22 protein-coding genes are annotated in these 25,030 nt (G+C 71.5%); 13 read left to right on the top strand and 9 right to left on the bottom strand.

The window, feature by feature from the left end; genetic code table 11:
- Window positions 1-72: 72 nt before the first annotated feature.
- Both ACFVHO_RS19915 and ACFVHO_RS19910 read right to left on the bottom strand, forming a co-directional pair.
- The gene (locus ACFVHO_RS19915; protein WP_385716035.1) at window positions 73-1,656 is read right to left on the bottom strand and encodes a S8 family serine peptidase; all 1,584 of its coding nucleotides are present in this window, start codon (window positions 1,654-1,656) and stop codon (window positions 73-75) included.
- A 410-nt stretch (window positions 1,657-2,066) separates the two neighbouring features.
- The gene (locus tag ACFVHO_RS19910; protein WP_385716032.1) at window positions 2,067-2,573 is read right to left on the bottom strand and encodes a MarR family winged helix-turn-helix transcriptional regulator; all 507 of its coding nucleotides are present in this window, start codon (window positions 2,571-2,573) and stop codon (window positions 2,067-2,069) included.
- A 201-nt stretch (window positions 2,574-2,774) separates the two neighbouring features.
- Between ACFVHO_RS19910 and ACFVHO_RS19905 the strand changes: the two genes are divergently transcribed.
- Entirely contained in the window at window positions 2,775-3,368 is a 594-nt protein-coding gene (locus tag ACFVHO_RS19905) for a malonic semialdehyde reductase (RefSeq protein ID WP_385716029.1), read from the top strand.
- A gap of 167 nt (window positions 3,369-3,535) precedes the next feature.
- Complete coding sequence (locus ACFVHO_RS19900; RefSeq protein WP_385716026.1) at window positions 3,536-4,813, top strand: MFS transporter; 1,278 nt, start codon at window positions 3,536-3,538, stop codon at window positions 4,811-4,813.
- Window positions 4,814-4,880: 67 nt separating this feature from the next.
- Here the strand turns inward: ACFVHO_RS19900 and ychF are convergent, their stop codons facing one another.
- The gene (gene ychF, locus ACFVHO_RS19895; protein ID WP_385716024.1) at window positions 4,881-5,969 is read right to left on the bottom strand and encodes a redox-regulated ATPase YchF; all 1,089 of its coding nucleotides are present in this window, start codon (window positions 5,967-5,969) and stop codon (window positions 4,881-4,883) included.
- A gap of 505 nt (window positions 5,970-6,474) precedes the next feature.
- Here ychF and ACFVHO_RS19890 point away from each other — a divergent pair.
- Entirely contained in the window at window positions 6,475-6,960 is a 486-nt protein-coding gene (locus ACFVHO_RS19890; RefSeq protein ID WP_385716021.1) for a DUF6542 domain-containing protein, read from the top strand.
- 13 nt (window positions 6,961-6,973) lie between these two features.
- Here ACFVHO_RS19890 and ppgK read toward each other — a convergent pair whose 3' ends face one another.
- Together ppgK and ACFVHO_RS19880 are read right to left on the bottom strand one after the other, a co-directional pair.
- On the bottom strand, window positions 6,974-7,747 hold the full coding sequence (gene ppgK, locus ACFVHO_RS19885; protein WP_385716018.1) for a polyphosphate--glucose phosphotransferase: 774 nt from the start codon (window positions 7,745-7,747) through the stop codon (window positions 6,974-6,976).
- Between the two features lie 101 nt (window positions 7,748-7,848).
- The gene (locus ACFVHO_RS19880) at window positions 7,849-8,835 is read right to left on the bottom strand and encodes a 4-hydroxy-3-methylbut-2-enyl diphosphate reductase (RefSeq protein WP_385716015.1); all 987 of its coding nucleotides are present in this window, start codon (window positions 8,833-8,835) and stop codon (window positions 7,849-7,851) included.
- A 96-nt stretch (window positions 8,836-8,931) separates the two neighbouring features.
- Here ACFVHO_RS19880 and ACFVHO_RS19875 point away from each other — a divergent pair, with 96 nt between their 5' ends.
- The 4 genes from ACFVHO_RS19875 (at window position 8,932) to ACFVHO_RS19860 (ending at window position 12,635) form a co-directional block, all read left to right on the top strand.
- Window positions 8,932-10,329: an APC family permease gene (locus ACFVHO_RS19875; protein WP_385716012.1), complete on the top strand. Its 1,398-nt coding sequence runs from the start codon at window positions 8,932-8,934 to the stop codon at window positions 10,327-10,329.
- A 68-nt stretch (window positions 10,330-10,397) separates the two neighbouring features.
- Window positions 10,398-11,609: an exodeoxyribonuclease VII large subunit gene (xseA, locus tag ACFVHO_RS19870; protein WP_385716008.1), complete on the top strand. Its 1,212-nt coding sequence runs from the start codon at window positions 10,398-10,400 to the stop codon at window positions 11,607-11,609.
- Window positions 11,610-11,618: 9 nt separating this feature from the next.
- Window positions 11,619-11,882, top strand: a complete 264-nt coding sequence (locus tag ACFVHO_RS19865; RefSeq protein WP_385716005.1) for an exodeoxyribonuclease VII small subunit — start codon at window positions 11,619-11,621, stop codon at window positions 11,880-11,882.
- A gap of 162 nt (window positions 11,883-12,044) precedes the next feature.
- Window positions 12,045-12,635, top strand: coding sequence for a malonic semialdehyde reductase (locus tag ACFVHO_RS19860; protein WP_385716002.1), 591 nt, complete (start codon window positions 12,045-12,047; stop codon window positions 12,633-12,635).
- A gap of 92 nt (window positions 12,636-12,727) precedes the next feature.
- Here ACFVHO_RS19860 and ACFVHO_RS19855 read toward each other — a convergent pair whose 3' ends face one another.
- Window positions 12,728-13,270, bottom strand: a complete 543-nt coding sequence (locus tag ACFVHO_RS19855) for a DUF4245 domain-containing protein (RefSeq protein WP_385715999.1) — start codon at window positions 13,268-13,270, stop codon at window positions 12,728-12,730.
- A 203-nt stretch (window positions 13,271-13,473) separates the two neighbouring features.
- Between ACFVHO_RS19855 and glpX the strand changes: the two genes are divergently transcribed.
- Entirely contained in the window at window positions 13,474-14,508 is a 1,035-nt protein-coding gene (glpX, locus tag ACFVHO_RS19850) for a class II fructose-bisphosphatase (protein WP_385715997.1), read from the top strand.
- Between the two features lie 178 nt (window positions 14,509-14,686).
- Here the strand turns inward: glpX and ACFVHO_RS19845 are convergent, their stop codons facing one another.
- Together ACFVHO_RS19845 and ACFVHO_RS19840 are read right to left on the bottom strand one after the other, a co-directional pair.
- Complete coding sequence (locus tag ACFVHO_RS19845) at window positions 14,687-15,100, bottom strand: WhiB family transcriptional regulator (protein ID WP_385715994.1); 414 nt, start codon at window positions 15,098-15,100, stop codon at window positions 14,687-14,689.
- Window positions 15,101-15,281: 181 nt separating this feature from the next.
- On the bottom strand, window positions 15,282-15,950 hold the full coding sequence (locus ACFVHO_RS19840; protein WP_385715991.1) for a DUF1707 domain-containing protein: 669 nt from the start codon (window positions 15,948-15,950) through the stop codon (window positions 15,282-15,284).
- 221 nt (window positions 15,951-16,171) lie between these two features.
- Here ACFVHO_RS19840 and ACFVHO_RS19835 point away from each other — a divergent pair, with 221 nt between their 5' ends.
- Window positions 16,172-17,839, top strand: coding sequence for a fumarate hydratase (locus ACFVHO_RS19835; RefSeq protein WP_385715988.1), 1,668 nt, complete (start codon window positions 16,172-16,174; stop codon window positions 17,837-17,839).
- Between the two features lie 131 nt (window positions 17,840-17,970).
- On the opposite strand, the gene ACFVHO_RS19830 is transcribed toward ACFVHO_RS19835, so the two are convergent.
- Window positions 17,971-19,518 carry a ricin-type beta-trefoil lectin domain protein gene (locus tag ACFVHO_RS19830; RefSeq protein ID WP_385715985.1) on the bottom strand — a complete coding sequence of 516 codons (1,548 nt, stop codon included), beginning with the start codon at window positions 19,516-19,518 and terminating at the stop codon, window positions 17,971-17,973.
- A 131-nt stretch (window positions 19,519-19,649) separates the two neighbouring features.
- Between ACFVHO_RS19830 and ACFVHO_RS19825 the strand changes: the two genes are divergently transcribed.
- The 4 genes from ACFVHO_RS19825 to ACFVHO_RS19810 all read left to right on the top strand — a co-directional run bounded on the left by ACFVHO_RS19825 (window position 19,650) and on the right by ACFVHO_RS19810 (window position 24,947).
- Window positions 19,650-21,083 (top strand): class II fumarate hydratase, encoded by a 1,434-nt coding sequence (locus ACFVHO_RS19825; protein WP_385715982.1) that lies wholly within the window; start codon window positions 19,650-19,652, stop codon window positions 21,081-21,083.
- Window positions 21,084-21,316: 233 nt separating this feature from the next.
- Window positions 21,317-22,000, top strand: coding sequence for a DUF402 domain-containing protein (locus tag ACFVHO_RS19820; protein ID WP_385715979.1), 684 nt, complete (start codon window positions 21,317-21,319; stop codon window positions 21,998-22,000).
- Window positions 22,001-22,116: 116 nt separating this feature from the next.
- Window positions 22,117-22,794 (top strand): class I SAM-dependent methyltransferase, encoded by a 678-nt coding sequence (locus ACFVHO_RS19815; protein WP_385715976.1) that lies wholly within the window; start codon window positions 22,117-22,119, stop codon window positions 22,792-22,794.
- Window positions 22,795-22,850: 56 nt separating this feature from the next.
- Window positions 22,851-24,947, top strand: a complete 2,097-nt coding sequence (locus ACFVHO_RS19810) for a SpoIIE family protein phosphatase (RefSeq protein ID WP_385715973.1) — start codon at window positions 22,851-22,853, stop codon at window positions 24,945-24,947.
- Window positions 24,948-25,030 lie beyond the last annotated feature (83 nt).

The raw sequence follows: 25,030 nt of genomic DNA, 5'->3' as shown, positions 1-25,030 counted from the left end.
GCCGCCCCTGACAACGTCAGCGGACCGGCGTCAGCGGACCGGCGTCAGCGGACCGGCGTCAGCGGACCGGCGTCAGAACTGCAGGCCCCAGGAGTCGAGGGTGCCGACGTCCTGGGCCGCGTTGTCGCTGACCCGGAGCTTCCAGGTGCCGTTGGCCGTCTCCGAGGAGGCGTTCACGGTGTACGAGGTGTTGATGTCGTCCGAGCTGCCGCCCGCGCCGAAGTCCTTGAGGACGTAGGCGGAGCCGTCGGGGGCGACGAGTTCGACCTTCAGGTCACCGACGTACGTGTGCTTGATGGCGACCGGGACGCTGAGCGCCGAGGGGGCGTTGCCGGCGACACCGGTGACGGTCACCGGCGACTCGACGGTGGAGTTGTCCGTGATCGCGAAGTCCGCGCCGTTCTCGAACTTCGGTCCGGGCGGGTTGGTGCCGCCCGTGCCCACGTACAGGAGGCGGTTGGGCGAGCCGGTGCCGGGGCTGCCGACGACGTTCGGGGTGGCGGCGGTCGTCAGGGCCGTGGAGACCTGCGCCGGGGTGGCCGACGGGTTCTCGGCGACGTACAGGGCCGCGGCGCCCGCGACGTGCGGGGACGCCATCGACGTACCGGAGATCGTGTTGGTCGCCGTGTCGTTGGTGTTCCACGTCGACGTGATGCCGGAGCCGGGGGCGAACAGGTCGAGGACGTTGCCGAAGTTGGAGTAGCTGGCCTTGGCGTCGGTGTTGGTGGTGGCGCCGACGGTGATGGCCTCGGTGACGCGTGCGGGCGAGCGGGTGTTGGCGTTGGTGGTCTCGTTGCCCGCGGCGACGGCGTAGGTGATGCCGGCGGCTATGGAGTTGCGGACGGCGGTGTCGAGCGCGCTGTCGGCCGGGCCGCCGAGGCTCATGTTGGCGACGGCGGGCTTGGTGGCGTTGCGCGTCACCCAGTCGATGCCCGCGACGACCTGCGCGGTGGTGCCGGAGCCCGAGTTGTTGAGCACGCGGACGCCGACGATCTTGGCCTTCTTGGCGACGCCGTGCGCGATGCCGCCGACGGTTCCGGCGACGTGCGTGCCGTGGCCGTGGCCGTCCTGCGCGACGTTGTCGTTGTCGATGGCGTCGAAGCCGTCGACGGCGCGGCCGCCGAAGTCCTGGTGACTCTTGCGGACACCGGTGTCGATGACGTAGACGGTGGCGCCCTCACCGGCCTTGTCCGGGTAGGTGTACTTCTGGTCCAGCGGGAGGTTGCGCTGGTCGATGCGGTCCAGGCCCCACGACGGCGGGTTGGGCTGGGTCGCGGCGACGGTGTACGTGCGGTTCTGCACGACGGAGGCGACGGCCGGGTCGGCGGCGAACTTCTTCGCCTCGGCCTCGGAGGCCTGCACCTCGTAGCCGTTCAGGACCTTCTTGTACGTCCGCTCGATCTCGGCACCGTGCTTCTTCGCGAGCGCCTTGCCGGCGGGCGAGTCCGCCTTGGGGGCGTCCGCGTCGAGGGTCACGATGTAGCTGTTCGCGATCGAGCCGGGGGCGTCCGCGTACTGGATCCGGCCTTCCGCTGCCTTCGGCTGCGCGCTCGCGGGGAGCGCGGCGACGACACCGAGGGCGACGGCGGTGGCGGCGGTCAGGGCGAGGGTTCCCGTACCGGCCAGTCTTCGGCGGGGGTGACGCATCACTGCCATCTGAGGGGTCCTCCTCAATCGGTGGTGCGCTGGTGGGGGATGCGACAAGGGCATGACAATGTTTGGCCGACATGTGCACGCCGAGTTGATCAATGTTCAACTCTCTGTCGCCGTCGAAAGATTGGCGGATCCATAGGAAACCCACAAGGGCGGTGTTCGGACGTAACACGACTGCCACGCACCGGCCATGACATGGCATCAATAATCCGTGCATTCCCCCCGTAACGGCGGAGTGGCACGTGGGGCGGGGTGACGCTGCCGGACTGCGGCTTCCACGAGGCGGAGGGGGCGGGGGCGCGGTGTTGGCGGGATTTCAGCCACCATCGATTTCCCGGGGGCGGGGCGGGCGGGGCGGGCGGGGGTGACGCAGGGGGCGACCGGGCCGCGCCGCCCCACCCGTCCCGTCGCCGCTACGTGATCGACGTGTCGCCCTGCTGCTCCAGGAGCTTGCGGAGCAGCCCGGCGGCGGCGTCGATCTCCTCGGGGTCGAGGTCGCCGAGGAAGCGGGCGTAACGGCTCAGATGGGCGTCCATCAGGACGTCCGTGAGCTGCTTGCCGTGCTCGGTGAGCCTGATCCGGACGGTACGGCGGTCGGCGCCGTCCCTGACCCGCTCGACCAGGCCCTTGGCCTCCATCTTGTCGATCCGGTTGGTGATCGCGCCCGAGGTCACCATGGCCGCCTTGAGGAAGGCGCCCGCGGTCAGGGCGTACGGCGGCCCGGACCGGCGGAGCGTCGTCAGGACGTCGAACTCGCCCCACTCCACGCCGTGCTTGGCGCAGAACGCCTTGGCCTCGCGGTCCAGGACGCGGTTCACCCGCTGGATCCGCGCGATCAGCTGCACCGGCCAGAGGTCGTCCCCCAGGTCGGGCCGCTCCTTCTGCCACTGCCCGACGATCGCGTCCACGGCGTCGCTCATGCCGACCACTCCTCTGCCTAGTCACTGCTCGTCGCCCGTCGAACGACCCCTCAACGAGCATCTTCTCAACGAGCGTCTTCTCAACAAGAACCTTCTCAATGTTAAGACACTTGACGCTGAAAGAACCCACATGCTTTTATCTCAACGTTGAAACTTTCAGTCTTGAGAAGACGAACGCAGAGACAACCGAGGAGTCCCACCATGTCCGAGCTCGCCCTCGCCCCCGCCGCCCAGGACCTGCTCTTCCGCGAGGCCCGCACGGCCAACACCTTCACCGACGAGCCCGTCACCGAAGAGCAGGTCCAGGCCATCTACGACCTGGTCAAGTACGGCCCCACCGCCTTCAACCAGTCCCCCCTGCGCGTCGTGCTCGTCCGCACCCCCGAGGGCCGCGAGCGCCTGGTCAAGCACATGGACGAGGGCAACCGGGCCAAGACCGCGACGGCCCCGCTGGTCGCGGTCCTCGCCACGGACCACGAGTTCCACGAGGAGCTGCCCCGCCTGGTGCCGCACTCGCCGGGAGTCGGCGCCGCCTACTTCTCCGAGCGCCCCGTCCGCGAACAGTCCGCCCTCCTCAACGGCACGCTCCAGGCCGCGTACTTCATCGTCGGCGTCCGCGCGGCGGGCCTCGCCGCGGGCCCCATGACGGGCTACGACGCCGCCGGCCTCCGCGCGGAGTTCCTGGACGACGACCACGAACCGCTGATGGTGGTCAACATCGGCCGCCCCGGGGAGGACGCGTGGTTCCCGCGGTCGCCGCGGCTGGCGTACGAGGACGTCGTGACGACGGTCTGAGCGCGGGGTGGGCGCCGCCTGCCCTTCTCCCACGAATCCGCTGGGCCCGCCAGCCCGCCAGCCCGCCAGCCCGCCAGCCGCCAGCCGCCAGCCGCCAGCCGCCAGCCGCCAGCCGCCAGCCGCTAACCATCAACCCACCATCGCCAGTTCCGCTCCAGGGGGTCCCCGTGTCCAGCACCACCGCGTCCACCACAGCACCAGCCACCGCGTCCACCGCCACCGCCACGGCACCCGCACCCGCGGCCACACCCCCGGCGACGGCCACGGCCACCACCCCCCGCCAAGTCCCCGTCTTCTGGCTGGCGTTGCTGGCCGCCCCCGTGGCCGCCGGAGCCAACGCCCCCGTCCTGATCCTGCCGGACATGGCGCGCTCCCTCGGTGTCGCGACCGCCACGGCGACCTGGATGGTGACGGTGTTCGCCTGGGCGATGGCGGCGGGCACCCCGCTGCTCGCGGCACTGCTGCGCCGCCGCGGCCTCAAGCCCCTGCTGCGCCTGAGTACGGCCCTCGTGGTCGGCGGCACCGCCCTGGTGGCGGTCGCGCCCTGGCTGCCCGTCGCCCTCGCGGGCCGGGTCGGACAGTCACTCGGCGGGGCGGGCCTGGTCGCGGCGGCGATGAACCTGGCGGGCAACGCGCGCCGGATGGGCGTGATCAGCTCCGGCTTCGGTGTCATGGGGGCGGCGGGACCGCTCCTGGGGGCGACGCTCACGGACGCGGTGTCGTGGCGGCTCGCGTTCGCGGTGTCGGCGATCGCGCTGCTCGCGGTACCGGCGGTGTCGCGCTACGCCCGAAGCACGCCGCCGTCCGGTGAGGGCCGCTTCGACGCACGCGGAGCGGCGCTGCTCATCGCCCTGGCGACGTCCCTGATCCTGCTGCCGACGACCCCGCTCCCGGCCCTGGCGGCCGCCCTGCTCACCGCCGTGCTCCTGGCCCTGCACATCCGCCGCCGCCCGGAGGGCTTCGTACCCGCAGCCCTTCTCCGCTCCCCCCTCTTCCTCGTCTCCGCGGCCCTGGGCGTCACCCTCTCCACCACGTACTTCACGCTCCTGTTCACCGTGCCGAGCCTGCTCCAGGACCGGGCGGGCTGGTCGAAGGGCGCGATCGGAACGGGCCAGCTGGTGACCCTCCTGACCGCATCGGCACTGTCCTGGCTGCTCGCGGCGAGCTCGGCCCGCCTGGGCCGAACGGCGGTCCGCACGATCCTCGTCACCGTCGGGGCGACGGCGGTGGCCACGGCGGCCTTCTCCAGCTCGGGCCCCCTGCTCCTCCTGGCGGCGGGCGCCGCGGCCTTCACCGCGACCGGCGCCAACGCCACCCTCTCGGTGCACGCGGCCTCCGCCACCACCCCCACCCAACGCCCCACGGCAATAGGCCTCTTCGCCCTCAGCTACCAACTGGGCGGCGCCTTCGGCCCGGGCATCACGACCCTCCTGATCCTCAGCTGACGCCCCTGCCCCCAGACACACGACGGCCCCCGCCCTCAAAGGACGGGGGCCGAACCCATGGCAGCGGCTACACGTTGAACCGGAACTCCACCACATCCCCGTCCTGCATCACATACTCCTTGCCCTCCATGCGCGCCTTGCCCGCCGAGCGGGCGTCGGCCACCGAGCCGGTTTCGACCAGGTCGGCGAAGGAGATGACCTCGGCCTTGATGAAGCCCTTCTGGAAGTCGGTGTGGATGACACCGGCCGCTTCGGGGGCTGTCGCGCCCTGCTTGATGGTCCAGGCGCGGGACTCCTTGGGGCCTGCCGTGAGGTAGGTCTGGAGGCCGAGGGTGCGGAAGCCGACGTGGGCGAGGGTGGCGAGGCCGGGCTCTTCCTGGCCGACGGACTGGAGGAGTTCGAGGGCCTCCTCGTCGTCCAGCTCGGCGAGGTCCGCCTCCAGCTTGGCGTTGAGGAAGATCGCCTCGGCCGGGGCGACCAGGGCGCGCTGCTCGGCCTTGAAGTCGTCGTCGGTCAGCTCGTCCTCGTCGACGTTGAAGACGTAGAGGAAGGGCTTGGTGGTGAGGAGGTGCAGGTCGTGGAGGAGTTCCTCGTTGCCCGAGCCCTGGACGATGCCCGCGGAGAAGAGGGTGTCGCCCTTCTCCAGGATCTCCTTGGCCGCCTCGACCGCCGCCACCTTCGGGGCGATGTCCTTCTTGATGCGCGACTCCTTCTGGAGGCGCGGCAGGACCTTCTCGATCGTCTGGAGGTCCGCGAGGATCAGCTCGGTGTTGATCGTCTCGATGTCGTCCTTGGGCGAGACCTTGCCGTCGACGTGCACGACGTTCTCGTCCTTGAAGGCACGGATGACCTGGCAGATCGCATCCGACTCGCGGATGTTCGCGAGGAACTTGTTGCCCAGGCCCTCGCCCTCGCTCGCGCCGCGCACGATGCCCGCGATGTCCACGAAGTCGACGGTGGCGGGGAGGATCTTCTGGGAGTTGAAGATCTCGGCGAGCTTCGTCAGGCGGGGGTCGGGGACGCCGACGACGCCCACGTTCGGCTCGATCGTCGCGAACGGGTAGTTGGCCGCAAGGACGTCGTTCTTGGTCAGGGCGTTGAACAGGGTCGACTTGCCGACATTGGGCAGACCGACGATTCCGATCGTGAGCGACACGTTGCGACTTCCCGTACGTGAGGACTGGGTGGGGTGACAGGGGCTGGCTCGCTGCCCGGGAGGGGCAGCGGCGCTGCGCGCTGTCCTCGTCGTCCGGGGCGATCCACCAGTCTACGGCGTGTCGCGCCCCGCCCCCGTACCCGCCCGAAGGCGCCGTCAGGCCCCGCCCCGGACCCGCCGTCGGCCCCGCCCCGCGGCCCCCGCACCCCCGCCGCACGGCCCCCGCACCCCCACCCCGTACCGCCGCCCTGTCGAACGCTCGGCCAAGGTCGGCCAAAACGCGTGTCCCAATACGGTATGACCACCCGGGCCGACCTAGGTTGGACCGGTGGAGCAACACAGGACCCGTCCCCCGGGCGCAAGGCCGCGCCGCACCGCGCCGCTGCCCGAACAAGGCAGCCCCGCGGAGCCCCCCGTCCCCCGTACCCCGCCGGGCCCCCGCAGGCCCGCCTCGCCGATCGTCCGCGTCCTGCGCAGAACGCCGGTGTACCGCAAGGTCAGCCGGATGCCGCTATACCGGGCGCTGCGCCGCATGCCCAACCCCCGGCTGACCGGGCTCGGCAGCGGGCTCTTCGCCGCGGCCGTGATGTTCGTCCTCGCGTGCCTGCTCCGACTGCTCTTCGGCGGCTCGCTCGTCGCGTACGGCGTGCTCTTCCTGCCCGTGAGCGCCCTCACCGCGCTGTGGGTGCGGCCCGCCGACCTGGTGACCGCGCCCGTCGCGGTGCCGATCGCGTTCGCGGCCGGGGTGCTGCCGATCTCCGGCGGCACCGATGGCTTCGGCGGTCAGTTCATGGGGCTGCTGACGTCGCTCGCGCTGCACGCGGGCTGGCTGTACGGCGGGACGCTGGTCGCCGGTGTCATCGTGACCGTACGCAAGGTCAAGCTCATGAACCGGCGGCGCCAGCAGCGGCAGTGGCAGCAGCGCCAGCGACGGGGCGGGCAGCTGCGGCCGCCGGGCGGTCCGGCGCAGCGGCGCGTGCCCGCCTCCTAGGCCTCCTAGGAGGTCAGCCCGCGGGCCCCGCGGGCCGCACCCCCTGGCCGTCCGCCCGTGCCGCCATCGCCGCGCCCACGATGCCCGCGTTGTTCTGCAGCTCCGCCGGGACGATCTCGGCCTGGATGCCCTCGATCAGGGGCAGGAACTTGTGGGCCTTGCGGCTCACGCCGCCGCCGATGATGAACAGCTCGGGCGAGAACAGCATCTCGACGTGCGCCAGATACTTCTGGACGCGGTGCGCCCAGTGCTCCCAGGTCAGGTCCTCGTCCTCGCGGGCCTTGGAGGAGGCCTTCTTCTCCGCGTCGTGGCCGTGCAGCTCCAGGTGGCCCAGCTCGGTGTTCGGCACGAGGTGGCCGCCGGTGAAGACGGCACTGCCGATGCCCGTGCCGAGGGTGAGCATGATGACCGTGCCGGTACGGCCTCGGCCCGCGCCGAAGTGCATCTCGGCCACGCCCGCCGCGTCCGCGTCGTTCAGGACGGTCACCGGGGCGCCGCCGACGCGCTCGGAGATCAGGCCGCTGATGTCCGTGCCGATCCAGCTCTTGTCGACGTTCGCCGCCGTGCGCGCCGTGCCGCCCGTGATCACGCCCGGGAACGTGGCACCGACCGGGCCGGTCCAGCCGAAGTGCTCGACGACCTCGGCCACGCACTCGACCACGCCCTCGGGCGTGGCCGGGTTCGGCGTCAGCACCTTGTGCCGCTCCTGGGCCAGGTCCCCGCGCTCCAGGTCGACGGGTGCTCCCTTGATCCCGGATCCGCCGATGTCCACTCCGAAGATCTGCATGGGCCCCACGTTACGACGCCGGACCGACAGCCACGCCCCGGTTGGACCGGCTGGACGGATCCGCCGTGCGGATCGGCCGGACCGGCCCGGCGCCGCGCGGGCTACTTCTTCGCGGACAGCTCCGCCGCCTCCGCGCGCAGGTCGCGGCGCAGTTCCTTGGGCAGCGAGAAGGTGATCGACTCGTTGGCCGTCTTCACCGTCTCCACGTCCGCGTACCCCCGCTCGGCCAGCCACTCCAGGACGCCGTCCACCAGGACGTCCGGGACGGACGCGCCCGAGGTCAGGCCGACCGTGGTGACGCCCTCCAGCCAGGCCTCGTCGATCTCCCCGGCGTTGTCCACCAGGTGCGAGGCGGGCACGCCCGCCTCCAGGGCGACCTCGACCATGCGGATGGAGTTCGAGGAGTTCTTGGAGCCGACGACGATGACGAGGTCGGCGTCCTCCGCGAGCTTCTTCACCGCGGTCTGGCGGTTCTGCGTGGCGTAGCAGATGTCGTCGCTCGGCGGCGAGAGGAGGTTCGGGAACTTGCCCTTCAGGGCGTCGACCGTCTCCATCGTCTCGTCCACGGAGAGCGTGGTCTGGGAGAGCCAGACGACCTTGTCCGGGTCGCGCACCTCGACGTTGGCGACGTCCTCGGGGCCGTCGACGAGCGTGATGTGGTCGGGGGCCTCACCGGAGGTGCCGATGACCTCCTCGTGCCCCTCGTGGCCGATCAGGAGGATGTCGAAGTCCTCCTTGGCGAACCGCACCGCTTCCTTGTGGACCTTGGTCACCAGCGGGCAGGTCGCGTCGATCGTGGCGAGGCTGCGCTCGGCGGCCTCCGTGTGGACGGTCGGCGCCACGCCGTGCGCGGAGAACATCACGATGGAGCCCTCCGGCACCTCCTCCACCTGGTCGACGAAGATGGCGCCCTTCTTCTCCAGGGTCTGCACGACGTACTTGTTGTGGACGATCTCGTGGCGGACGTAGATCGGGGCCCCGTACTGCTCCAGGGCCTTCTCGACGGCGATCACGGCACGGTCCACACCCGCGCAGTAGCCACGGGGAGCGGCGAGCAGGACACGGCGGGAGCCAGGCGTTGCAGTCATGCAGACCATCGTAAGGCCGCGTACGACAGGTCAAAGATCGCCTCAGTGGGGAGACTGGGAGCCACTGCGTGACCAGCGGAGGCACCCGGAGGCTCGATGTCCGCCCATACGACGAATGCGCCCCTGCCGCCCGACGGGGAAGGGCCCTCGGCCAAAGGCGACGGCCTGAGACGGAGCCTGGGCTTCCGGGACCTGGTCGTCTACGGCCTGCTGTTCATCGCCCCGATGGCCCCGGTCGGCGTCTTCGGGACGCTGGACGCGAAGTCGCACGGCGCGGTGGCGCTGGTGTACGTCATCGCGACGATCGCCATGGCGTTCACCGCCTTCAGCTACGCCCAGATGGTGAAGGTGGTCCCCCAGGCGGGTTCCGTGTTCGCCTACGCGCGCGTGGGTCTCGGCAACGGCCCCGGGTTCGTCGCGGGCTGGATGGCGATGCTGGACTACCTGCTCATCCCGGCCGTCGCGTACCTCTTCTCCGGGATCGCCATGCACGAGCTGGTGCCGTCGGTGTCCCGGTGGGTGTGGACGACGATCGCGGTGCTCCTGACGACGGCCCTGAACCTGTGGGGCGTGCGGCCCGCGGCGCGGGTCGGGTTCGCGGTGCTCGCGCTGGAGATCGTGGTCCTGCTGGTGTTCGTGGTGTCGGCGGTCGTGGTGCTCGCGCGGGACGGGGCGGAGCGGGGGTGGCTCTCGCCGCTGACGGGTGACGGTACGCAGGGGGCGTTCGCGTTGTCGGCGGTGGTCGGGGCCGTGTCCGTGGCCGTCCTGTCCTACCTCGGCTTCGACGCGATCGCCTCGTTCGCGGAGGAGGTGACGGGCGGCTCGGCGAAGGTGGCGCGGGCCGTGCTGTTCTGCCTGGCTCTCACGGGTGTGCTGTTCGTCCTCCAGACGTATCTGGTGGCGCTGCTGTCCCCGGTCTCGTCGGCCGACCTCGCCGCCAACCCCGGCAACCAGGGGTCCGCCTTCTACTCCGCCGTGGACTCGGCCGTCGGGGACTGGCTGCACGACCTGGTGGCCGTCAGCAAGGCGATCGGCGCGGCGTTCGCGGCGCTGGCCGGGCAGGCGGCCGCGGGGCGGCTGCTGTTCGCGATGGCGCGGGACCGGCGGTTGCCGCGGCTGCTCTCGCGGACGGAGTCGGGCACCCCTCGGGTCGCGCTGCTGTGCGCCGCCGCCGTCACCCTCGTGGCCGCCGTGTGGGCGTCCCGCCGGGACGACGGCATGGACCACCTGGTGTCCGTCGTGGACATCGGGGCGCTGACGGCCTTCTTCCTGCTGCACGCGAGCGTGGTCGGCTGGTTCGCGGTGCGGCGGCGGGGCGGGGAGGTCAGTTGGTGGCGGCATGTGCTGGTGCCCGTGCTCGGCGCCGCGATCGTGGTCGCCGTCATCGTGGAGGCGTCGGGGTCGGCGCAGGTGGTGGGGGCGATCTGGTTGGGGGTGGGGTTGGTGGTGCTGGCTGCTCAGGGGGTGCGGCGGGGCGAGCCCAAGGTGCCGTGAAGCCCTGTGGGCGGCTGGGCCGCCCGCAGGGCGGGGGCGGTGTCAGTGAGGGCCGATACGCTCGGCGTATGGGTCTCAATACGTCTGCCGACGCGCCGCTTCCCGTCGGGGAGGTGTCCCGGCTCATCGGGGGCTGGATCGACCGGCTCGGGGCGATCTGGGTCGAGGGGCAGATCACTCAGCTGTCGCGGCGCCCGGGGGCGGGCGTGGTGTTCATGACGCTGCGTGACCCCTCGCACGACATCTCCGTGAGCGTCACGTGCTACCGCCAGGTGTTCGACGCGGTCGCGGACGTCGTCTCGGAGGGCGCCCGCGTCGTGGTGCACGCCAAGCCGGAGTGGTACGCGCCGCGGGGCCAGCTGTCCCTGCGGGCGGCGGAGATCAAGCCGGTCGGCGTCGGGGAGCTGCTCGCCCGCCTGGAGCAGCTGAAGAAGTCCCTCGCCGCCGAGGGCCTGTTCGCGCCGGACCGCAAGAAGCCGCTGCCGTTCCTGCCGCAGCTCATCGGCCTGGTCTGCGGCCGCGCGTCGGCCGCCGAGCGGGACGTCCTCGAGAACGCCAGGCACCGCTGGCCGGCGGTCCGCTTCGAGGTGCGCAACGTCCCGGTGCAGGGCGTGCACGCCGTCCCCCAGGTGGTGCAGGCGGTGAAGGAGCTGGACGCGCTCGACGAGGTCGACGTGATCGTCGTCGCGCGCGGCGGCGGCAGCGTGGAGGACCTGCTGCCGTTCTCCGACGAGCAGCTGGTGCGCACGGTGGCCTCGTGCCGTACGCCCGTGGTGTCCGCGATCGGCCACGAACCCGACACCCCCCTCCTCGACTACGTGGCGGACCTGCGCGCCTCGACCCCCACGGACGCGGCGAAGAAGGTCGTGCCGGACGTCGGCGAGGAGTACGAGCGCGTGGCGTTCCTGCGGGACCGCGCGCGCCGCAGCGTCGAGGCGTTCCTCGACCGCGAGGAGCGCGGCCTCGCGCACGCCCTGGCCCGCCCCTGCATGGAGCACCCGCACCGCATGGTCGAGGACCGCGAGGAGCAGATCACGGCGTACGTGGACCGGGCGCGCCGCACGCTCGGCCACCTCCTGGACCGCGCGGAGTCGGAGCTGACCCACACGCACGCGCGCGTGGTGGCCCTCTCCCCCGCCGCCACCCTCCAGCGGGGGTACGCGGTGCTGCAGAAGAAGCAGGACGGCGCAGTGGTCCGCGCGGCGGACGAGGTGACGCCCGGCGAGGAACTGCGGGCACGGGTCGCCGAGGGCGAATTCACCGTACGAGTCGACATTTAGGGTGGGCGCATGACCAGCAAGACGGACACCGAGGCCGCGGCGCTCGGCTACGAGCAGGCCCGGGACGAGCTGATCGAGGTGGTGCGCCGCCTGGAGGCCGGGGGCACGACCCTGGAGGAGTCGCTCGCCCTGTGGGAGCGCGGCGAGGAGCTGGCCGCCGCCTGCCGCCGCTGGCTGGACGGGGCCCGCGCCCGGCTCGACGCGGCGCTGGCCGCCCCGGACGCCGAGGGCGACGAGGGCACCGAAGGCACCGCGGACGCCGAGGACGCGTAAGACACCCCTGCACCTGTGAAGCGGATCACCACGCCCCGGTTTTAGTTGAACATTGAACCTCGCTGTCGTACTGTCGATCTCACCGGCAGGCACCGAGGCACCCCCCAAGTGCCCGAGGACCGCCGCCGGAGCCCTCAGCACCGCATCGAGAAGGTTGTAAAGATGTCCCTCGTTCTTGACCCCGCCGCCCAGGACCTGCTCTTCCGCGAGGCCCGCACCGCGAACACCTTCACCGACGAGCCCGTCACCGAAGAGCAGATCCAGGCCATCTACGACCTGGTCAAGTACGGCCCCACCGCCTTCAACCAGTCCCCCCTGCGGGTGACCCTGGTCCGCTCCCCCGAGGCCCGCGAGCGCCTGGTCGGACACATGGCCGAGGGCAACCGCCCGAAGACCGCCACGGCGCCGCTCGTCGCGATCCTGTCCGCGGACAACGAGTTCCACGAGGAGCTCCCGGCCCTGTTCCCGCACTTCCCGCAGGCCAAGGACGCGTTCTTCTCCGAGCGCCCCGTCCGTGAGCAGGCCGCGGGTCTGAACGCCGCGCTGCAGGCCGCGTACTTCATCGTCGGCATCCGCGCCGCCGGCCTCGCCGCCGGACCGATGACCGGCTTCGACTTCGCGGGCGTGCAGAAGGAGTTCCTGGACGACGACCACACCCCGCTGATGGTCGTCAACATCGGCAAGCCGGGCGACGACGCCTGGTTCCCGCGCTCCCCGCGCCTGGCGTACGAGGACGTCATCACGACCGTCTGAGTCCCGGCAGCACAGCAGGACCAGCAGTACGCGAGAGGCCCCCGGCAACCGCCGGGGGCCTCTCGTCGTACCGCTCGTCGTACCGGGAACCGCTACGCGCTGGTCTCGACCGGCGTCCGCTTCATCTCCAGGGACTCCGCCATCGCCGTCAGCTGACCGAACGAGGCCGTCCCCGCGACGACCGTCGTGGCGCCCTTGTCCTGGAGGACGAGCGCGTCATAGCGGGTGCCCTTGTAGCGGTGCCACGTCTTGCCCGCGATCTCCTGGGTCCGCTCGGTCTTGTGCGCCTGCTGCGTGGCCTTCTCGATGAACTCGGACGGCTTGGCCGTGGACTGCTTGACCGCCACGTACTCCCCGGCCGGGTCGAGGAAGCCCAGGTGCCAGCTGTCGTGGTCGGCGCCGTTGTAGCGCACCGAGGTCGGCTTCCACGACTTGGGAAGACCCTGGGGCGCCGCCACCGGGTAGGCCGCGGCCCGCCGGGCGGTCAGGAGCTCGACGCTGTAGTCGACCCGCTTGACCGGGTCCTTGGACTCGTCGTGCGGGATGAAGACGTAGATCACTGCCACGACCATGCCGATGACGGCCATCGAGAGCAGCATGTTCCGCACGGTCTGCTTGCCATTTCTGCCTGCCACGCCCCCAATCGTCGCAGGTCCCCACGGCACACCGACCCGCACCCCCTCCGGCGCTCACGTGTGGGGCCCTCTGCTCATTCTTTCGACCTGCGGATAGAGTCAAGGGCATATCCCTCATCCGGCCGCCCACCCGTCTCCCACCACCGCCCTTCCAAGGACGCCCTGCGGGCGCAGTTTCTATCGCATCAGAAAGGTGCGCCTCGATGACCGAGCATCATTCGCTGCCGTCCGAACTCGTGGTCTCCCCGGAGGCTCCCGACCGCAACCTCGCCCTGGAGCTCGTCCGGGTCACCGAAGCCGCCGCCATGGCCGCGGGCCGCTGGGTCGGCCGCGGCGACAAGAACGGCGCGGACGGTGCCGCCGTCAGGGCCATGCGGACCCTCGTCCACACCGTCTCGATGAACGGCGTCGTCGTCATCGGGGAGGGCGAGAAGGACGAGGCGCCGATGCTCTTCAACGGCGAGCGCATCGGTGACGGCACCGGCGCCGAGGTCGACATCGCCGTCGACCCGATCGACGGCACCACGCTGACCGCCAAGGGCATGCCGAACGCCATCGCCGTGCTCGCCGCCGCCGACCGCGGCACCATGTTCGACCCGTCCGCCGTCTTCTACATGGACAAGCTGGTCACCGGCCCCGAGGCCGCCGACTACGTGGACATCAACGCGCCCGCCGCGGTCAACATCCGCCGCGTCGCCAAGGCCAAGAAGTCCTCGCCCGAGGACGTCACGGTGATGATCCTGGACCGGCCCCGGCACGAGGGCATCGTCAAGGAGATCCGCGAGACCGGCGCCCGCATCAAGTTCATCTCGGACGGTGACGTGGCCGGTTCGGTCATGGCGGTCCGCGAGGGCACCGGCGTCGACCTGCTCATGGGCGTCGGCGGCACCCCCGAGGGCATCATCAGCGCCTGCGCGATCAAGTGCCTGGGCGGTGTCATCCAGGGCAAGCTGTGGCCCAAGGACGACGCGGAGAAGCAGCGCGCGATCGACGCCGGGCACGACCTGGACCGCACGCTCTCCACGAACGACCTGGTCAGCGGCGACAACGTGTTCTTCGTCGCGACCGGCATCACCGACGGCGAGCTGCTCCGCGGTGTGCGCTACCGCGCCGAGAACGCCTCGACGTCCTCGCTCGTGATGCGCTCCAAGTCCGGCACCATCCGGAAGATCGACTCCGACCACCGGCTCTCGAAGCTGCGCGCGTACAGCGCCATCGACTTCGACCGCGCCAAGTAGGCGCGCTCCGCCGGACCGCGGCACACGACAGCTCCGCGGCAGAGCACAGCGCCGCGGCAGACGACGACTCCGCGGCGTACGACGACGGGGGCGCTCCGTGCGGGGAGCGCCCCCGTCGTCGTACGAAGATGAGGCCTCGTGCGCGCCGCCTCGTCGGACCCGAAGTGCGCCGCGGGCCTCAGCCGGCGGCCGCGATGGTGCCCGCGGTGCGGGTGGCCTTCTGGAGCTCCAGGTCGCGGCGGCGGCGCCGGGCGAGGACCACGCGGCGCTCGGCGGCGGTGAGGCCGCCCCAGACGCCGTACGGCTCGGGCTGGAGCAGGGCGTGCTCCCGGCACTCCACCATCACGGGACAGCGGGCGCAGACGCGCTTCGCGGCCTCCTCGCGGGAGAGCCGGGCGGCGGTGGGCTCCTTGGACGGGGCGAAGAACAGTCCGGCCTCGTCCCGGCGGCACACGGCGTCGGAGTGCCATGGGTTGTCCTGGTCCCGCTCGCGCACTGGCACCCCGCCCCAAGCGCTCGACTGCGCTCGTGCCGGGGAGGCCCCCTCCGCCGGTACGGCGACCTGCAGGGACTGATGCGTCGGTTGCAGCACGGTCTACTCCTGACGACGGCTTCGCGAGCGAGAGACGATGCCCGAAGCTCTACCCGCTGTGTGCGGGCCTATGCACTGTGTCCCGGTGTACGGAAGCTCCGGTTCCTGCCAGACGGCGCGGGTGGCCGGAACGTGTCGTCGTCGAGCGGACGCGAGCGCGGTGCGGCGGCGTCCGGCGCGCTCAGCCCTCCAGTCGCTTGCGCAGATATCCGCGCAGGTCACGGATGAGCTTGCCGCGCTTGGGGCGGGCCTTGATGTCGCCGAAGACGGCGAAGCCCTCGACGAAGACGACCGGTGCGTCCTTCTCCTCGGCGTCCAGGGTGTCCACTTCGACGGTGCCGAAGACGCCCGTGCCTCGGCCGCGCAGCGAGATGTTCTCCGGGACGCGGATCTTCACGTCGCCGAACAGCGCGAACCCCTTGATCACGACCTGCCGGTGCTCGAAGACGGCCTCGCTGAGGTCGATCACGACGTCGCTGAACACGGCGTACGCGTGCGTGCGGCGGCCGACGCGCCAGCGGCCCTTGCGGACGGCGTCGCCGAAGACCGCGTGCAGGGTCTCGTCGGCGGACTCGGGGACCTCGCCGGGCGAGGGCCGGGCGGGCGCCTTCTCGAACGAGGGGCCCTTGTCGCCGAGGGCGGGCAGGTCCTCGACGAAGGGCTCGAGCTCGGCGACGGTCTTCGCGTGGTAGACCCCGTCGATCCGCTCGCCGTGCTCCTCCGGGTCGATCCGGCCCGTCGCGAGCGCCTCGGCGAGGATGTCGGCGGCACGGTCTCGGTCGGCGTCCGAAGCGCGCAGCCGCGCGGGCGCCTTGGCGGCAGGGGTCTGGGAACGCTTCTCTAGGTCCACGCCGTCAGCGTACCCAAACGCGATAGATCGCGACTAGCCCCCGCCAGGGGCGGCCCGGTCGCACGCGGGGCGCGGTGACCGGCGTGCGCGTCCGGCGGGCCCGGCCGCCGCCGTCAAGTGAGCCTTACCTCACCAGACCGGCGCCCTCGGGGCGCTCTACGCTGGTCGGGCGCCACCAATGGAGGTCGCGCCGCTGTCTGCCGAGTGAGGAATTGGGCGTCATGCCAGAGTTTGCGTACTCCGATCTGCTCCCGCTGGGAGAGGACACCACCCCGTACCGGCTGGTGACCTCCGAGGGTGTGTCCACCTTCGAGGCCGACGGGCGCACGTTCCTCAAGGTCGAGCCGGAGGCGCTGCGCAAGCTCGCCGCCGAGGCGATCCACGACATCCAGCACTATCTGCGCCCGGCCCACCTGGCGCAGCTGCGGCGCATCGTGGACGACCCGGAGGCCTCGGGCAACGACAAGTTCGTCGCCCTCGACCTGCTGAAGAACGCGAACATCGCGGCGGCCGGCGTGCTCCCCATGTGCCAGGACACCGGCACGGCCATCGTCATGGGCAAGCGCGGCCAGAACGTCCTCACCGAGGGCGGCGACGAACAAGCCCTGTCGCGCGGCATCTACGACGCGTACACGAAGCTGAACCTGCGCTACTCGCAGATGGCCCCGCTGACCATGTGGGACGAGAAGAACACCGGCTCCAACCTGCCGGCGCAGATCGAGCTGTACGCGACCGACGGCGGCGCCTACAAGTTCCTCTTCATGGCCAAGGGCGGCGGCAGCGCCAACAAGTCGTTCCTCTACCAGGAGACCAAGGCGGTCCTGAACGAGGCCTCCATGATGAAGTTCCTGGAGGAGAAGATCCGTTCGCTGGGCACGGCGGCCTGCCCGCCGTACCACCTGGCGATCGTCGTCGGCGGCACGTCCGCCGAGTTCGCCCTGAAGACCGCGAAGTACGCCTCCGCGCACTACCTGGACGAACTGCCCGCCGAGGGCTCCCCGACGGGCCACGGCTTCCGCGACAAGGAGCTGGAGGAGAAGGTCTTCGAGCTCACCCAGAAGATCGGTATCGGCGCGCAGTTCGGCGGCAAGTACTTCTGCCACGACGTGCGCGTGGTGCGCCTGCCCCGGCACGGCGCCTCGCTGCCCGTCGCCATCGCCGTGTCCTGCTCGGCCGACCGCCAGGCCACCGCGAAGATCACCGCCGAGGGCGTCTTCCTTGAGCAGCTGGAGACCGACCCGGCGCGGTTCCTTCCGGACACGACGGACGAGCACCTGGGCGACGACGAGAACGTCGTGAAGATCGACCTCAACCAGCCGATGGACGACATCCTCGCCGAGCTGACCAAGCACCCGGTGAAGACCCGCCTCTCCCTGACCGGCCCGCTCGTCGTCGCCCGCGACATCGCGCACGCCAAGATCAAGGAGCGGCTCGACGCGGGCGAGGAGATGCCGCAGTACCTGAAGGACCACCCGGTGTACTACGCGGGTCCGGCCAAGACCCCCGAGGGTTACGCCTCCGGTTCCTTCGGGCCGACCACGGCCGGGCGCATGGACTCCTACGTGGAGCAGTTCCAGGCGGCCGGCGGCTCCAAGGTGATGCTGGCCAAGGGCAACCGGTCCAAGCAGGTCACGGACGCGTGCGGTGCGCACGGCGGCTTCTACCTGGGCTCGATCGGGGGGCCTGCGGCGCGGCTCGCGCAGGACTGCATCAAGAAGGTCGAGGTCGTCGAGTACGAGGAGCTCGGCATGGAGGCCGTCTGGAAGATCGAGGTCGAGGACTTCCCGGCGTTCGTCGTCGTCGACGACAAGGGCAACGACTTCTTCCAGAACCCGGCTCCGGAGCCGACGTTCACGTCCATTCCGGTGCGGGGGCCCGGGCTGGCCTAGTGGGTGCGGGCGGCGGGGGGGGATGGATTTCGCCCCCGCCGCCCCTACCCGTCCCGTACGGGGGCTTCGCCCCCTGGCCCCCCTGTTGGCGCTTCGCGCCTCGTCCTCAAGCGCCGGACGGGCTGAATCGGCTAGGCGAACCGTTGGTTCGGCGTGCCTGTGCACTTCTGGAGGCGCAGGGGGTCCTTGGCGCCCGCGAGGGTCAGGCAGAGCCCGGTCGCCGCGGTGGGCCGCAGGGTGCCGCCCTCGCTCACGAACTTCTGGTTGGCGCCGCCGTGGCAGTTCCACAGGGTGACGGCGGTGCCTTCCTTGTACGCGCTGTCGGGCACGTCCAGGCAGCGGTCCTGGGTCAGTCCGGTGTGCAGGGAGCGCTGCGCGGAGTCGTACCACCAGGTCTGGTTGCGGTTGCCGGTGCAGTCCCAGCCCTGGACCTTGGTGCCGTTGCGGCTGCTCGATGCATCCACGTCGACGCAGGTCTTCGTGGCCTGGTTCGTCAGGGGCTTGTACGCGTCGTCCCAGGCGCCCTCGTACAGCTTCGCGCCGCCCGTGGACGCCGGGTCGGCGCAGCTGCCCTCGCGCCAGCCGGAGTTGTGGAGCTGGGTGAGGCAGGAGGCGAAGGCGCCGTGGCCGCGGGCGTTGGGGTGGAAGGACTGGCGCACCGAGTTGGAGTCCGGCGGGAACGGGTTGGTCAGGTCCACGTACAGGCCCCGCGCCCAGGTGTCCTCCATGCAGACCTCGTGGCCGTGGAAGAGCCGGGAGTTGTCGAGGTAGAGCGCGCCGGAGTTCTTCGCGGCCCTGCGCATGCCGCGTTCGAAGGCGGGCACGGCCTCGTTGCGGCCCCACTCGGTGTCGGAGTCGTACCCGAGCCCCCCGCAGGCCAGCTTGCCGGGGAACTGCGGGTTGTCGCGGAAGTCGGGGCCGATCGGGCTCGGGTAGCCCATGACGACGAGCTTGTAGTCGTCGCCCGCGTAGCCCGCCCGGTCCATGACGGTGCGCAGGTCGCGCACGGACTGCTCGACCTTGGGCACGAGCGCGTCGACGCGGGCCTGCCAGCCGTCCTTGTACTTGGGCGCGCACGGGCCCTGGAGGGTGAGGTAGCGGGTCACGCAGTCGGTCATGACGGGGGCGAACTGGAGGTCGTCGTTGGCGCCGACGACGAGCAGGATCGTCTTGATCCGGGTGTTGCGGGCCTTGATGGCGAGGTTGTCGCTCTGCACCAGCTCGTCCGCGTACTGCTTCTGACCGCCGATCCTGATGTTGACGGTCTGCGCGCCCGAGCAGGCCACGTTGTACGTGACGTCCGCGGGGATGCCGGTGCGGTGGATGGCGGCGTCCGGCGAGCGGTGGCACCAGTTGTCGGGGCCGTTGGTGCCCGGCTCGTACGTCCCGACGCCCTCGCCGCTGATCTCGCTGTCGCCGAGGGAGATCAGGCCGGTCTTGCGGTCGGCGAGCGGGCGCTCGGCGGGATCGCCGTACAGCTTGGTGGCCTCGGCGGCCCGGATCTTCTCCAGCTCCGGCGACAGGGGCGTCGCCGTGGGGGCGGGCCCCTTGGGGTCCGCCGCCTGAGCCGGGACGGCCGTCGCGGCCCCGCCGATCAGGACCGTGACGGCGGCGGCCGCCGTGAGTGTGCCGCGCAGTCGGCTCGCGCCGACTCTTCCGACGCGTTGAACGCGCTTCATTGCGCCTCCCCGGTTTCGTGTTACCCACGGTTTTTACTGGTGGGTAGGGGGCTTGGGAATACTCCGAACAAGACAAGTGCTCAACTTTTTGAGGCAGTTGCGTACCCGGAAGCACGGAAGGACCAGCGGACATGAGCGGCGGCGACAGCGGCGAGCAGGGCCGAGACAACGGCGTTGACCAGGGCGGATACCGCGTCGAACATGACTCCATGGGCGAGGTGCGGGTCCCGGCCGACGCCAAGTGGCGGGCCCAGACCCAGCGCGCCGTGGAGAACTTCCCGATCTCCGGCCAGCGCCTGGAGCGCGCCCACATCGCGGCCCTCGCCGAGATCAAGGCGGCCGCCGCGAAGGTCAACGCCGAGCTGGGCGTGCTCGACGAGGACATCGCCGGGGCCGTCGTGTCGGCCGCCCGCGAGGTCGCCGACGGGCGCTGGGACGCGCACTTCCCCGTCGACGTCTTCCAGACCGGCTCCGGCACCTCGTCCAACATGAACACCAACGAGGTCATCGCCACCCTCGCCACCGAGCGGCTCGGCCGGGACGTCCACCCCAACGACCACGTCAACGCCTCGCAGTCCTCCAACGACGTCTTCCCCTCCTCCCTCCACATCGCGGCCACCGCCGCCGTCACCGGCGATCTGATCCCCGCCCTCGACCACCTCGCCGACGCCCTGTCGCGCAAGGCCGAGGAGTTCGCGGACGTCGTCAAGTCCGGGCGTACGCATCTCATGGACGCCACGCCCGTCACCCTCGGGCAGGAGTTCGGGGGGTACGCGGCGCAGGTGCGGTACGGGGTCGAGCGGCTGCGGGCCTCGCTGCCGCGGCTCGCCGAACTCCCGCTCGGCGGGACCGCCGTGGGCACCGGCATCAACACCCCGCCCGGGTTCTCCGCCGCCGTCATCGCCGAGGTCGCCCGCGCCACCGGCCTTCCGCTCACCGAGGCGCGCGATCACTTCGAGGCGCAGGGTGCGCGCGACGGGGTCGTCGAGACCTCCGGGCAGTTGCGGACCATCGCCGTCGGGCTCACCAAGATCTCCAACGACCTGCGCTGGATGGCCTCCGGGCCGCGGACCGGGCTCGCCGAGATCAGCCTGCCCGATCTGCAGCCCGGGTCCTCGATCATGCCCGGCAAGGTGAATCCGGTCATTCCGGAGGCCGTCCTCATGGTCGCCGCGCAGGTCACCGGCAACGACACCACCGTCGCCGTCGCCGGGGCCTCCGGGAACTTCGAGCTCAACGTCATGCTGCCCGTCATCGCCAAGAACGTCCTGGAGTCGGTGCGGCTGCTCGCCAACGCGGCGCGGCTGCTCGCCGACCGGACCGTCGACGGGATCGTCGCCCACCGCGAGCGGGCCCGTGAGTACGCCGAGTCCTCGCCCTCCGTCGTCACCCCGCTCAACAAGTACATCGGGTACGAGGAGGCGGCGAAGGTCGCCAAGCGGGCGCTGGCCGAGCGGCGGACGATTCGTGAGGTGGTCCTCGACGCCGGTTACGTCGACCGGGGCGACCTCACGCTCGCCCAGCTGGACGAGGCGCTGAACGTGCTGCGGATGACGCGGCCGTAGGCCTTCGCGGGGGCGCCCCAGTCCCGCCCCTTCCCCGAAACTGGGGCTCCGCCCCAGACCCCGCTCCTCAAACGCCGGAGGGGCTGGATGGTTTCAGCCCGTCCGGCGATTGAGGACGAGGCGCGAAGCGCCGATAGCGGGGGTCCAGGGGGCGGCAGCCCCCGGTTTCGGAGAAGGGGCGGGACTGGGGCGCACCCGCGAGGCCCCCCACCCGCAGCCCCTAATATCTGTTCATGACAGACGACGACGGCGGAGTGGGCGCGGTGAAGGTGGCTCGGTGGGAGCCGGGGGCGCAGATTCTGTGGCGGTATCGGGAGAACGCCGGTGACGGGTTCCACATTTGTCGGCCCGTCACCGTCGTGCGGGACGAGGAGGACCTGCTGGCCGTCTGGATGGCACCGGGCACGGAGTGCGTGAAGCCGGTGCTTGAGGACGGGACTCCGGTGCATCGGGAGCCGTTGGCCACGCGGTACACGAAGCCGCGTACGACCCGCAGGGACCACTGGTTCGGGACGGGCGTGCTGAAACTGGCACGGCCGGGCGAGCCGTGGTCGGTGTGGCTGTTCTGGGAGCCGGGCTGGCGGTTCAAGAACTGGTACGTGAATCTGGAGGAGCCCAGGACCCGCTGGCGGGACGGCGTGGACTCCGAGGACCACTTCCTGGACATCTCCGTACACCCGGACGGAAGTTGGCGCTGGCACGACGAGGACGAGTTCGCCCAGGCCCAGCGGGCGGGCCTGATGACGGCACGGAAGGCGGCGGCGGTGCGGGAGGCGGGTCACGCGGCCGTGGACGTCATCCGCGCCTGGGGACCTCCTTTCGGGGACGACTGGCCGAGCTGGCGCCCGGACCCGTCGTGGCGGATTCCCGCCCTCCCTCAGGACTGGGACCGCACGCCCGCGCACGTGTCCTCATGAGACCCTTGATGCGCCCCCGTGGTTCAAACGTAGGATCGTCCTCCGCAAGGGCGCACAGCTGCAACTCCTCGTGCCCCCGCAGCGACTGACAGGATGTCATCAAGGAGCGGCTGAACGTGAGCGAGGCATACCGCGCGCCTGGCGGCCACGACCGCACGGGCCAGGCCGAGGCGTTCGACGCCATCGGCTCGGCCTACGATGTCGCGTTCCCGCACAAGGAGGGCCAACTCACGGCGGGCCGCCGCCTCGCCGAGGAACTCCCCGCGGGCTCCCGGATCCTGGATGTGGGCTGCGGCACGGGCCTGCCGACGGCACGCCAGCTCGTCGAGGCGGGCCACTCGGTGCTCGGCGTCGACCTGTCGGCGGGCATGCTGGACCTGGCCCGGGTGAACGTACCGCCGCCGATGGCCGAGTTCCGACGGGTGGATCTGGCGGATCTGCGTCCCTCGGGCGAAGGGCCGGGCGCTGTGGGGCAGTTCGACGGAATTGCCTGTTTCTTCGCGCTGTTGATGCTGCCCCGGAAGGAGATACCGTCTGCTCTTCGACTGCTGCGGTCCCTGCTCAGGCCCGGCGGTCTGCTGGGACTGTCCATGGTCGAGGCCGACCTTGACGACGCGACAATTCCGTTCCTGGGGCACACAATCCGGGTATCCGGTTACCTGCGGGACGAACTGCGGCAGGTCGTGCGGGACGCCGGCTTCGACATCGCCCACGAGGAGTCGTACTCGTACGCCCCGGCGAGGATCGACGTACCACCCGAGCACCAGTTATTCCTGCACTGCCGACGCGGCTGAGCAACGCTTGGACGGCGCGCGCGGCGCGCAGCCCCGGACGGACGGATTCGAAACGCGTGACGGAGCACCTCAGCCCCTACGAGGGCCGCAAGGCACCAGTTGCCCGGCCAACCGCCCCCGCGGATCCCCGCGGGGCGCTGCTGCGTGCCCCGGAGACGGAAACGTTCGGCTCCGGTGGCGTGAACGCCCTGCCCGCACAGGCGCGCACGGGTGAACAGGACGCGGGCACGGGCAACGAACACGCCCAGTCGTCCACGCCCGCCACGGAAGGACCGGGCAGCCACCGCCCGCGCCCGGCCCCCGAAGGCGTGCCGAGCCAGCCCCACCCCGGCCCCGACGCGGCCAGACCGGGCACCGAGGTCCCGGCGGCCCTCCCCGGCGCGGGTGACGCGCCGGGCGCCCCCGGTGGCGCCGAGCGCCGCTCGGGCCGCCCCCGCCCGCCGGGTCCGGCGGCGATGCGGCGCGACGGGGACCGGCTGCGGTTCGTGGGCGCCGCCACCCGGCGCATCGCCCGCGGCATCGACCTGGACGAGATCGTGATGGGCCTGTGCCGGGCCACGGTGCCGACGTTCTCGGACGCGATCCTCGTCTATCTGCGCGACCCGCTGCCGGTGGGCGACGAACGCCCCGCGGGTCCGCTCCTGCTCCGCCTCCGCCGCACCGACCGCATCCCGGAGGACCAGGACACCGACGGCGGCACGCTGCCCGCCCTCCAGGTCCAGTCCGACCTGTCGTCGGCCGCCGAGCTGTGCGAGGTGCGGGTGGGCAGTGCGCTCGCCGAGGTCCTGCGCGGGGTGCGGCCGGTGTTCGCGGACGCCGCGACGGCGTTCGGGGCGCTGCCCGAGCTGCTCGGCGAGGGGCGTTCGGTGCCCGGCGGACAGCGCGCGATCCTGGCGCCGCTGCGGGGGCGGCGTCGGGTCATCGGGGCCGCGGTCTTCCTGCGCCGCCCCGACCGGCACCCGTTCGAGGCCGACGACCTCCTGGTCGCCGCCCAGCTCGCCACGCACAGCGCGCTCGGCATCGACAAGGCCGTCCTGTACGGCCGGGAGGCGTACATCGCCGACGAGCTGCAGCGCACGATGCTCCCCGAGACCCTGCCGCGCGCCACCGGCGTGCGCCTGGCCTCGCGCTACCTCCCGGCCGCCGAGACCGCCCGCGTCGGCGGCGACTGGTACGACGCGATCCCGCTGCCCGGCAGCCGCGTCGCCCTGGTCGTCGGTGACGTCATGGGGCACTCCATGACGTCCGCGGCGATCATGGGCCAGCTGCGCACCACCGCGCAGACCCTCGCCGGTCTCGACCTGCCGCCCCAGGAGGTCCTGCACCACCTCGACGAGCAGGCCCAGCGCCTCGGCTCCGACCGCATGGCGACCTGCCTGTACGCGGTGTACGACCCGGTCTCGCACCGCATCACCATCGCCAACGCGGGCCACCCGCCGCCCGTCCTGCTGCATCTGGGCGGCCGCGCGGAGGTCCTGCGGGTGCCGCCGGGGGCACCCATCGGTGTGGGCGGCGTCGACTTCGAGGCCGTCGAGCTGGACGCGCCCGCGGGCGCCACGCTGCTCCTGTACACGGACGGGCTCGTGGAGTCCCGCCTGCGCGACGTGTGGACGGGCATAGAGCAGCTGCGCGAGCGGCTCGCCGCCACCGCCCAGCTCACCGGGCCCGACCACCCGCCGCCCCTCGAGGCCCTGTGCGACGAGGTCCTCGACATGCTCGGCCCCGGCGACCGCGACGACGACATCGCGCTGCTCGCCGCCCGCTTCGACGGGATCGCGCCGAGCGACGTGGCGTACTGGTTCCTGGAACCGGAGGACGCGACGCCGTCGCGCGCCCGCAGGCTGGCCCGCAGCGCCCTGGAGCGCTGGGGCCTGACCGAGCTGAACGACGCCGTGGAGCTGCTCGTCAGCGAGGTCGTCACGAACGCCGTGCGGTACGCCACCCGGCCGATCACCCTGCGTCTCCTTCGCACCGACGTGCTGCGCTGCGAGGTCGGCGACGACGTCCCGCAGCTCCCACGGCTGCGCCAGGCCCGCGCGACGGACGAGGGCGGACGCGGCCTCTATCTGGTCAACAGGCTGGCGCGGCGCTGGGGTGCCACGCGCCTGAGCACGGGGAAGGTGGTCTGGTTCGAGCTGAACCAGAGCGGCTGACCGGCGACGGCATGTGCGAAGGCGCCCGGAACCTCATCGGTTACGGGCGCCTTCGCACACCAGCGTACGCGGCCCCCTCCTGT

Origin of the sequence: Streptomyces sp. NPDC127108 (assembly GCF_042677545.1) — a bacterium.
Taxonomy (GTDB): domain Bacteria; phylum Actinomycetota; class Actinomycetes; order Streptomycetales; family Streptomycetaceae; genus Streptomyces.
This window is presented reverse-complemented; position numbering and strand designations above follow the sequence as displayed.

Excerpts from the sequence above, each read along its gene's own strand:
- ACFVHO_RS19825 (WP_385715982.1), top strand. The coding sequence starts at position 19,650 with ATGAGCGGCGGCGACAGCGGCGAGCAGGGCCGAGACAACGGCGTTGAC.
- ppgK (WP_385716018.1), bottom strand. The coding sequence starts at position 7,747 with ATGCAGATCTTCGGAGTGGACATCGGCGGATCCGGGATCAAGGGAGCA.
- xseA (WP_385716008.1), top strand. The coding sequence starts at position 10,398 with ATGGGTCTCAATACGTCTGCCGACGCGCCGCTTCCCGTCGGGGAGGTG.
- ACFVHO_RS19915 (WP_385716035.1), bottom strand. The coding sequence starts at position 1,656 with ATGGCAGTGATGCGTCACCCCCGCCGAAGACTGGCCGGTACGGGAACC.
- ACFVHO_RS19860 (WP_385716002.1), top strand. The coding sequence starts at position 12,045 with ATGTCCCTCGTTCTTGACCCCGCCGCCCAGGACCTGCTCTTCCGCGAG.
- ACFVHO_RS19880 (WP_385716015.1), bottom strand. The coding sequence starts at position 8,835 with ATGACTGCAACGCCTGGCTCCCGCCGTGTCCTGCTCGCCGCTCCCCGT.
- ACFVHO_RS19830 (WP_385715985.1), bottom strand. The coding sequence starts at position 19,518 with ATGAAGCGCGTTCAACGCGTCGGAAGAGTCGGCGCGAGCCGACTGCGC.
- ACFVHO_RS19875 (WP_385716012.1), top strand. The coding sequence starts at position 8,932 with ATGTCCGCCCATACGACGAATGCGCCCCTGCCGCCCGACGGGGAAGGG.
- ACFVHO_RS19865 (WP_385716005.1), top strand. The coding sequence starts at position 11,619 with ATGACCAGCAAGACGGACACCGAGGCCGCGGCGCTCGGCTACGAGCAG.
- ACFVHO_RS19890 (WP_385716021.1), top strand. The coding sequence starts at position 6,475 with ATGCCGCTATACCGGGCGCTGCGCCGCATGCCCAACCCCCGGCTGACC.
- ACFVHO_RS19910 (WP_385716032.1), bottom strand. The coding sequence starts at position 2,573 with ATGAGCGACGCCGTGGACGCGATCGTCGGGCAGTGGCAGAAGGAGCGG.
- ACFVHO_RS19820 (WP_385715979.1), top strand. The coding sequence starts at position 21,317 with ATGACAGACGACGACGGCGGAGTGGGCGCGGTGAAGGTGGCTCGGTGG.
- ACFVHO_RS19835 (WP_385715988.1), top strand. The coding sequence starts at position 16,172 with ATGCCAGAGTTTGCGTACTCCGATCTGCTCCCGCTGGGAGAGGACACC.
- ACFVHO_RS19905 (WP_385716029.1), top strand. The coding sequence starts at position 2,775 with ATGTCCGAGCTCGCCCTCGCCCCCGCCGCCCAGGACCTGCTCTTCCGC.
- glpX (WP_385715997.1), top strand. The coding sequence starts at position 13,474 with ATGACCGAGCATCATTCGCTGCCGTCCGAACTCGTGGTCTCCCCGGAG.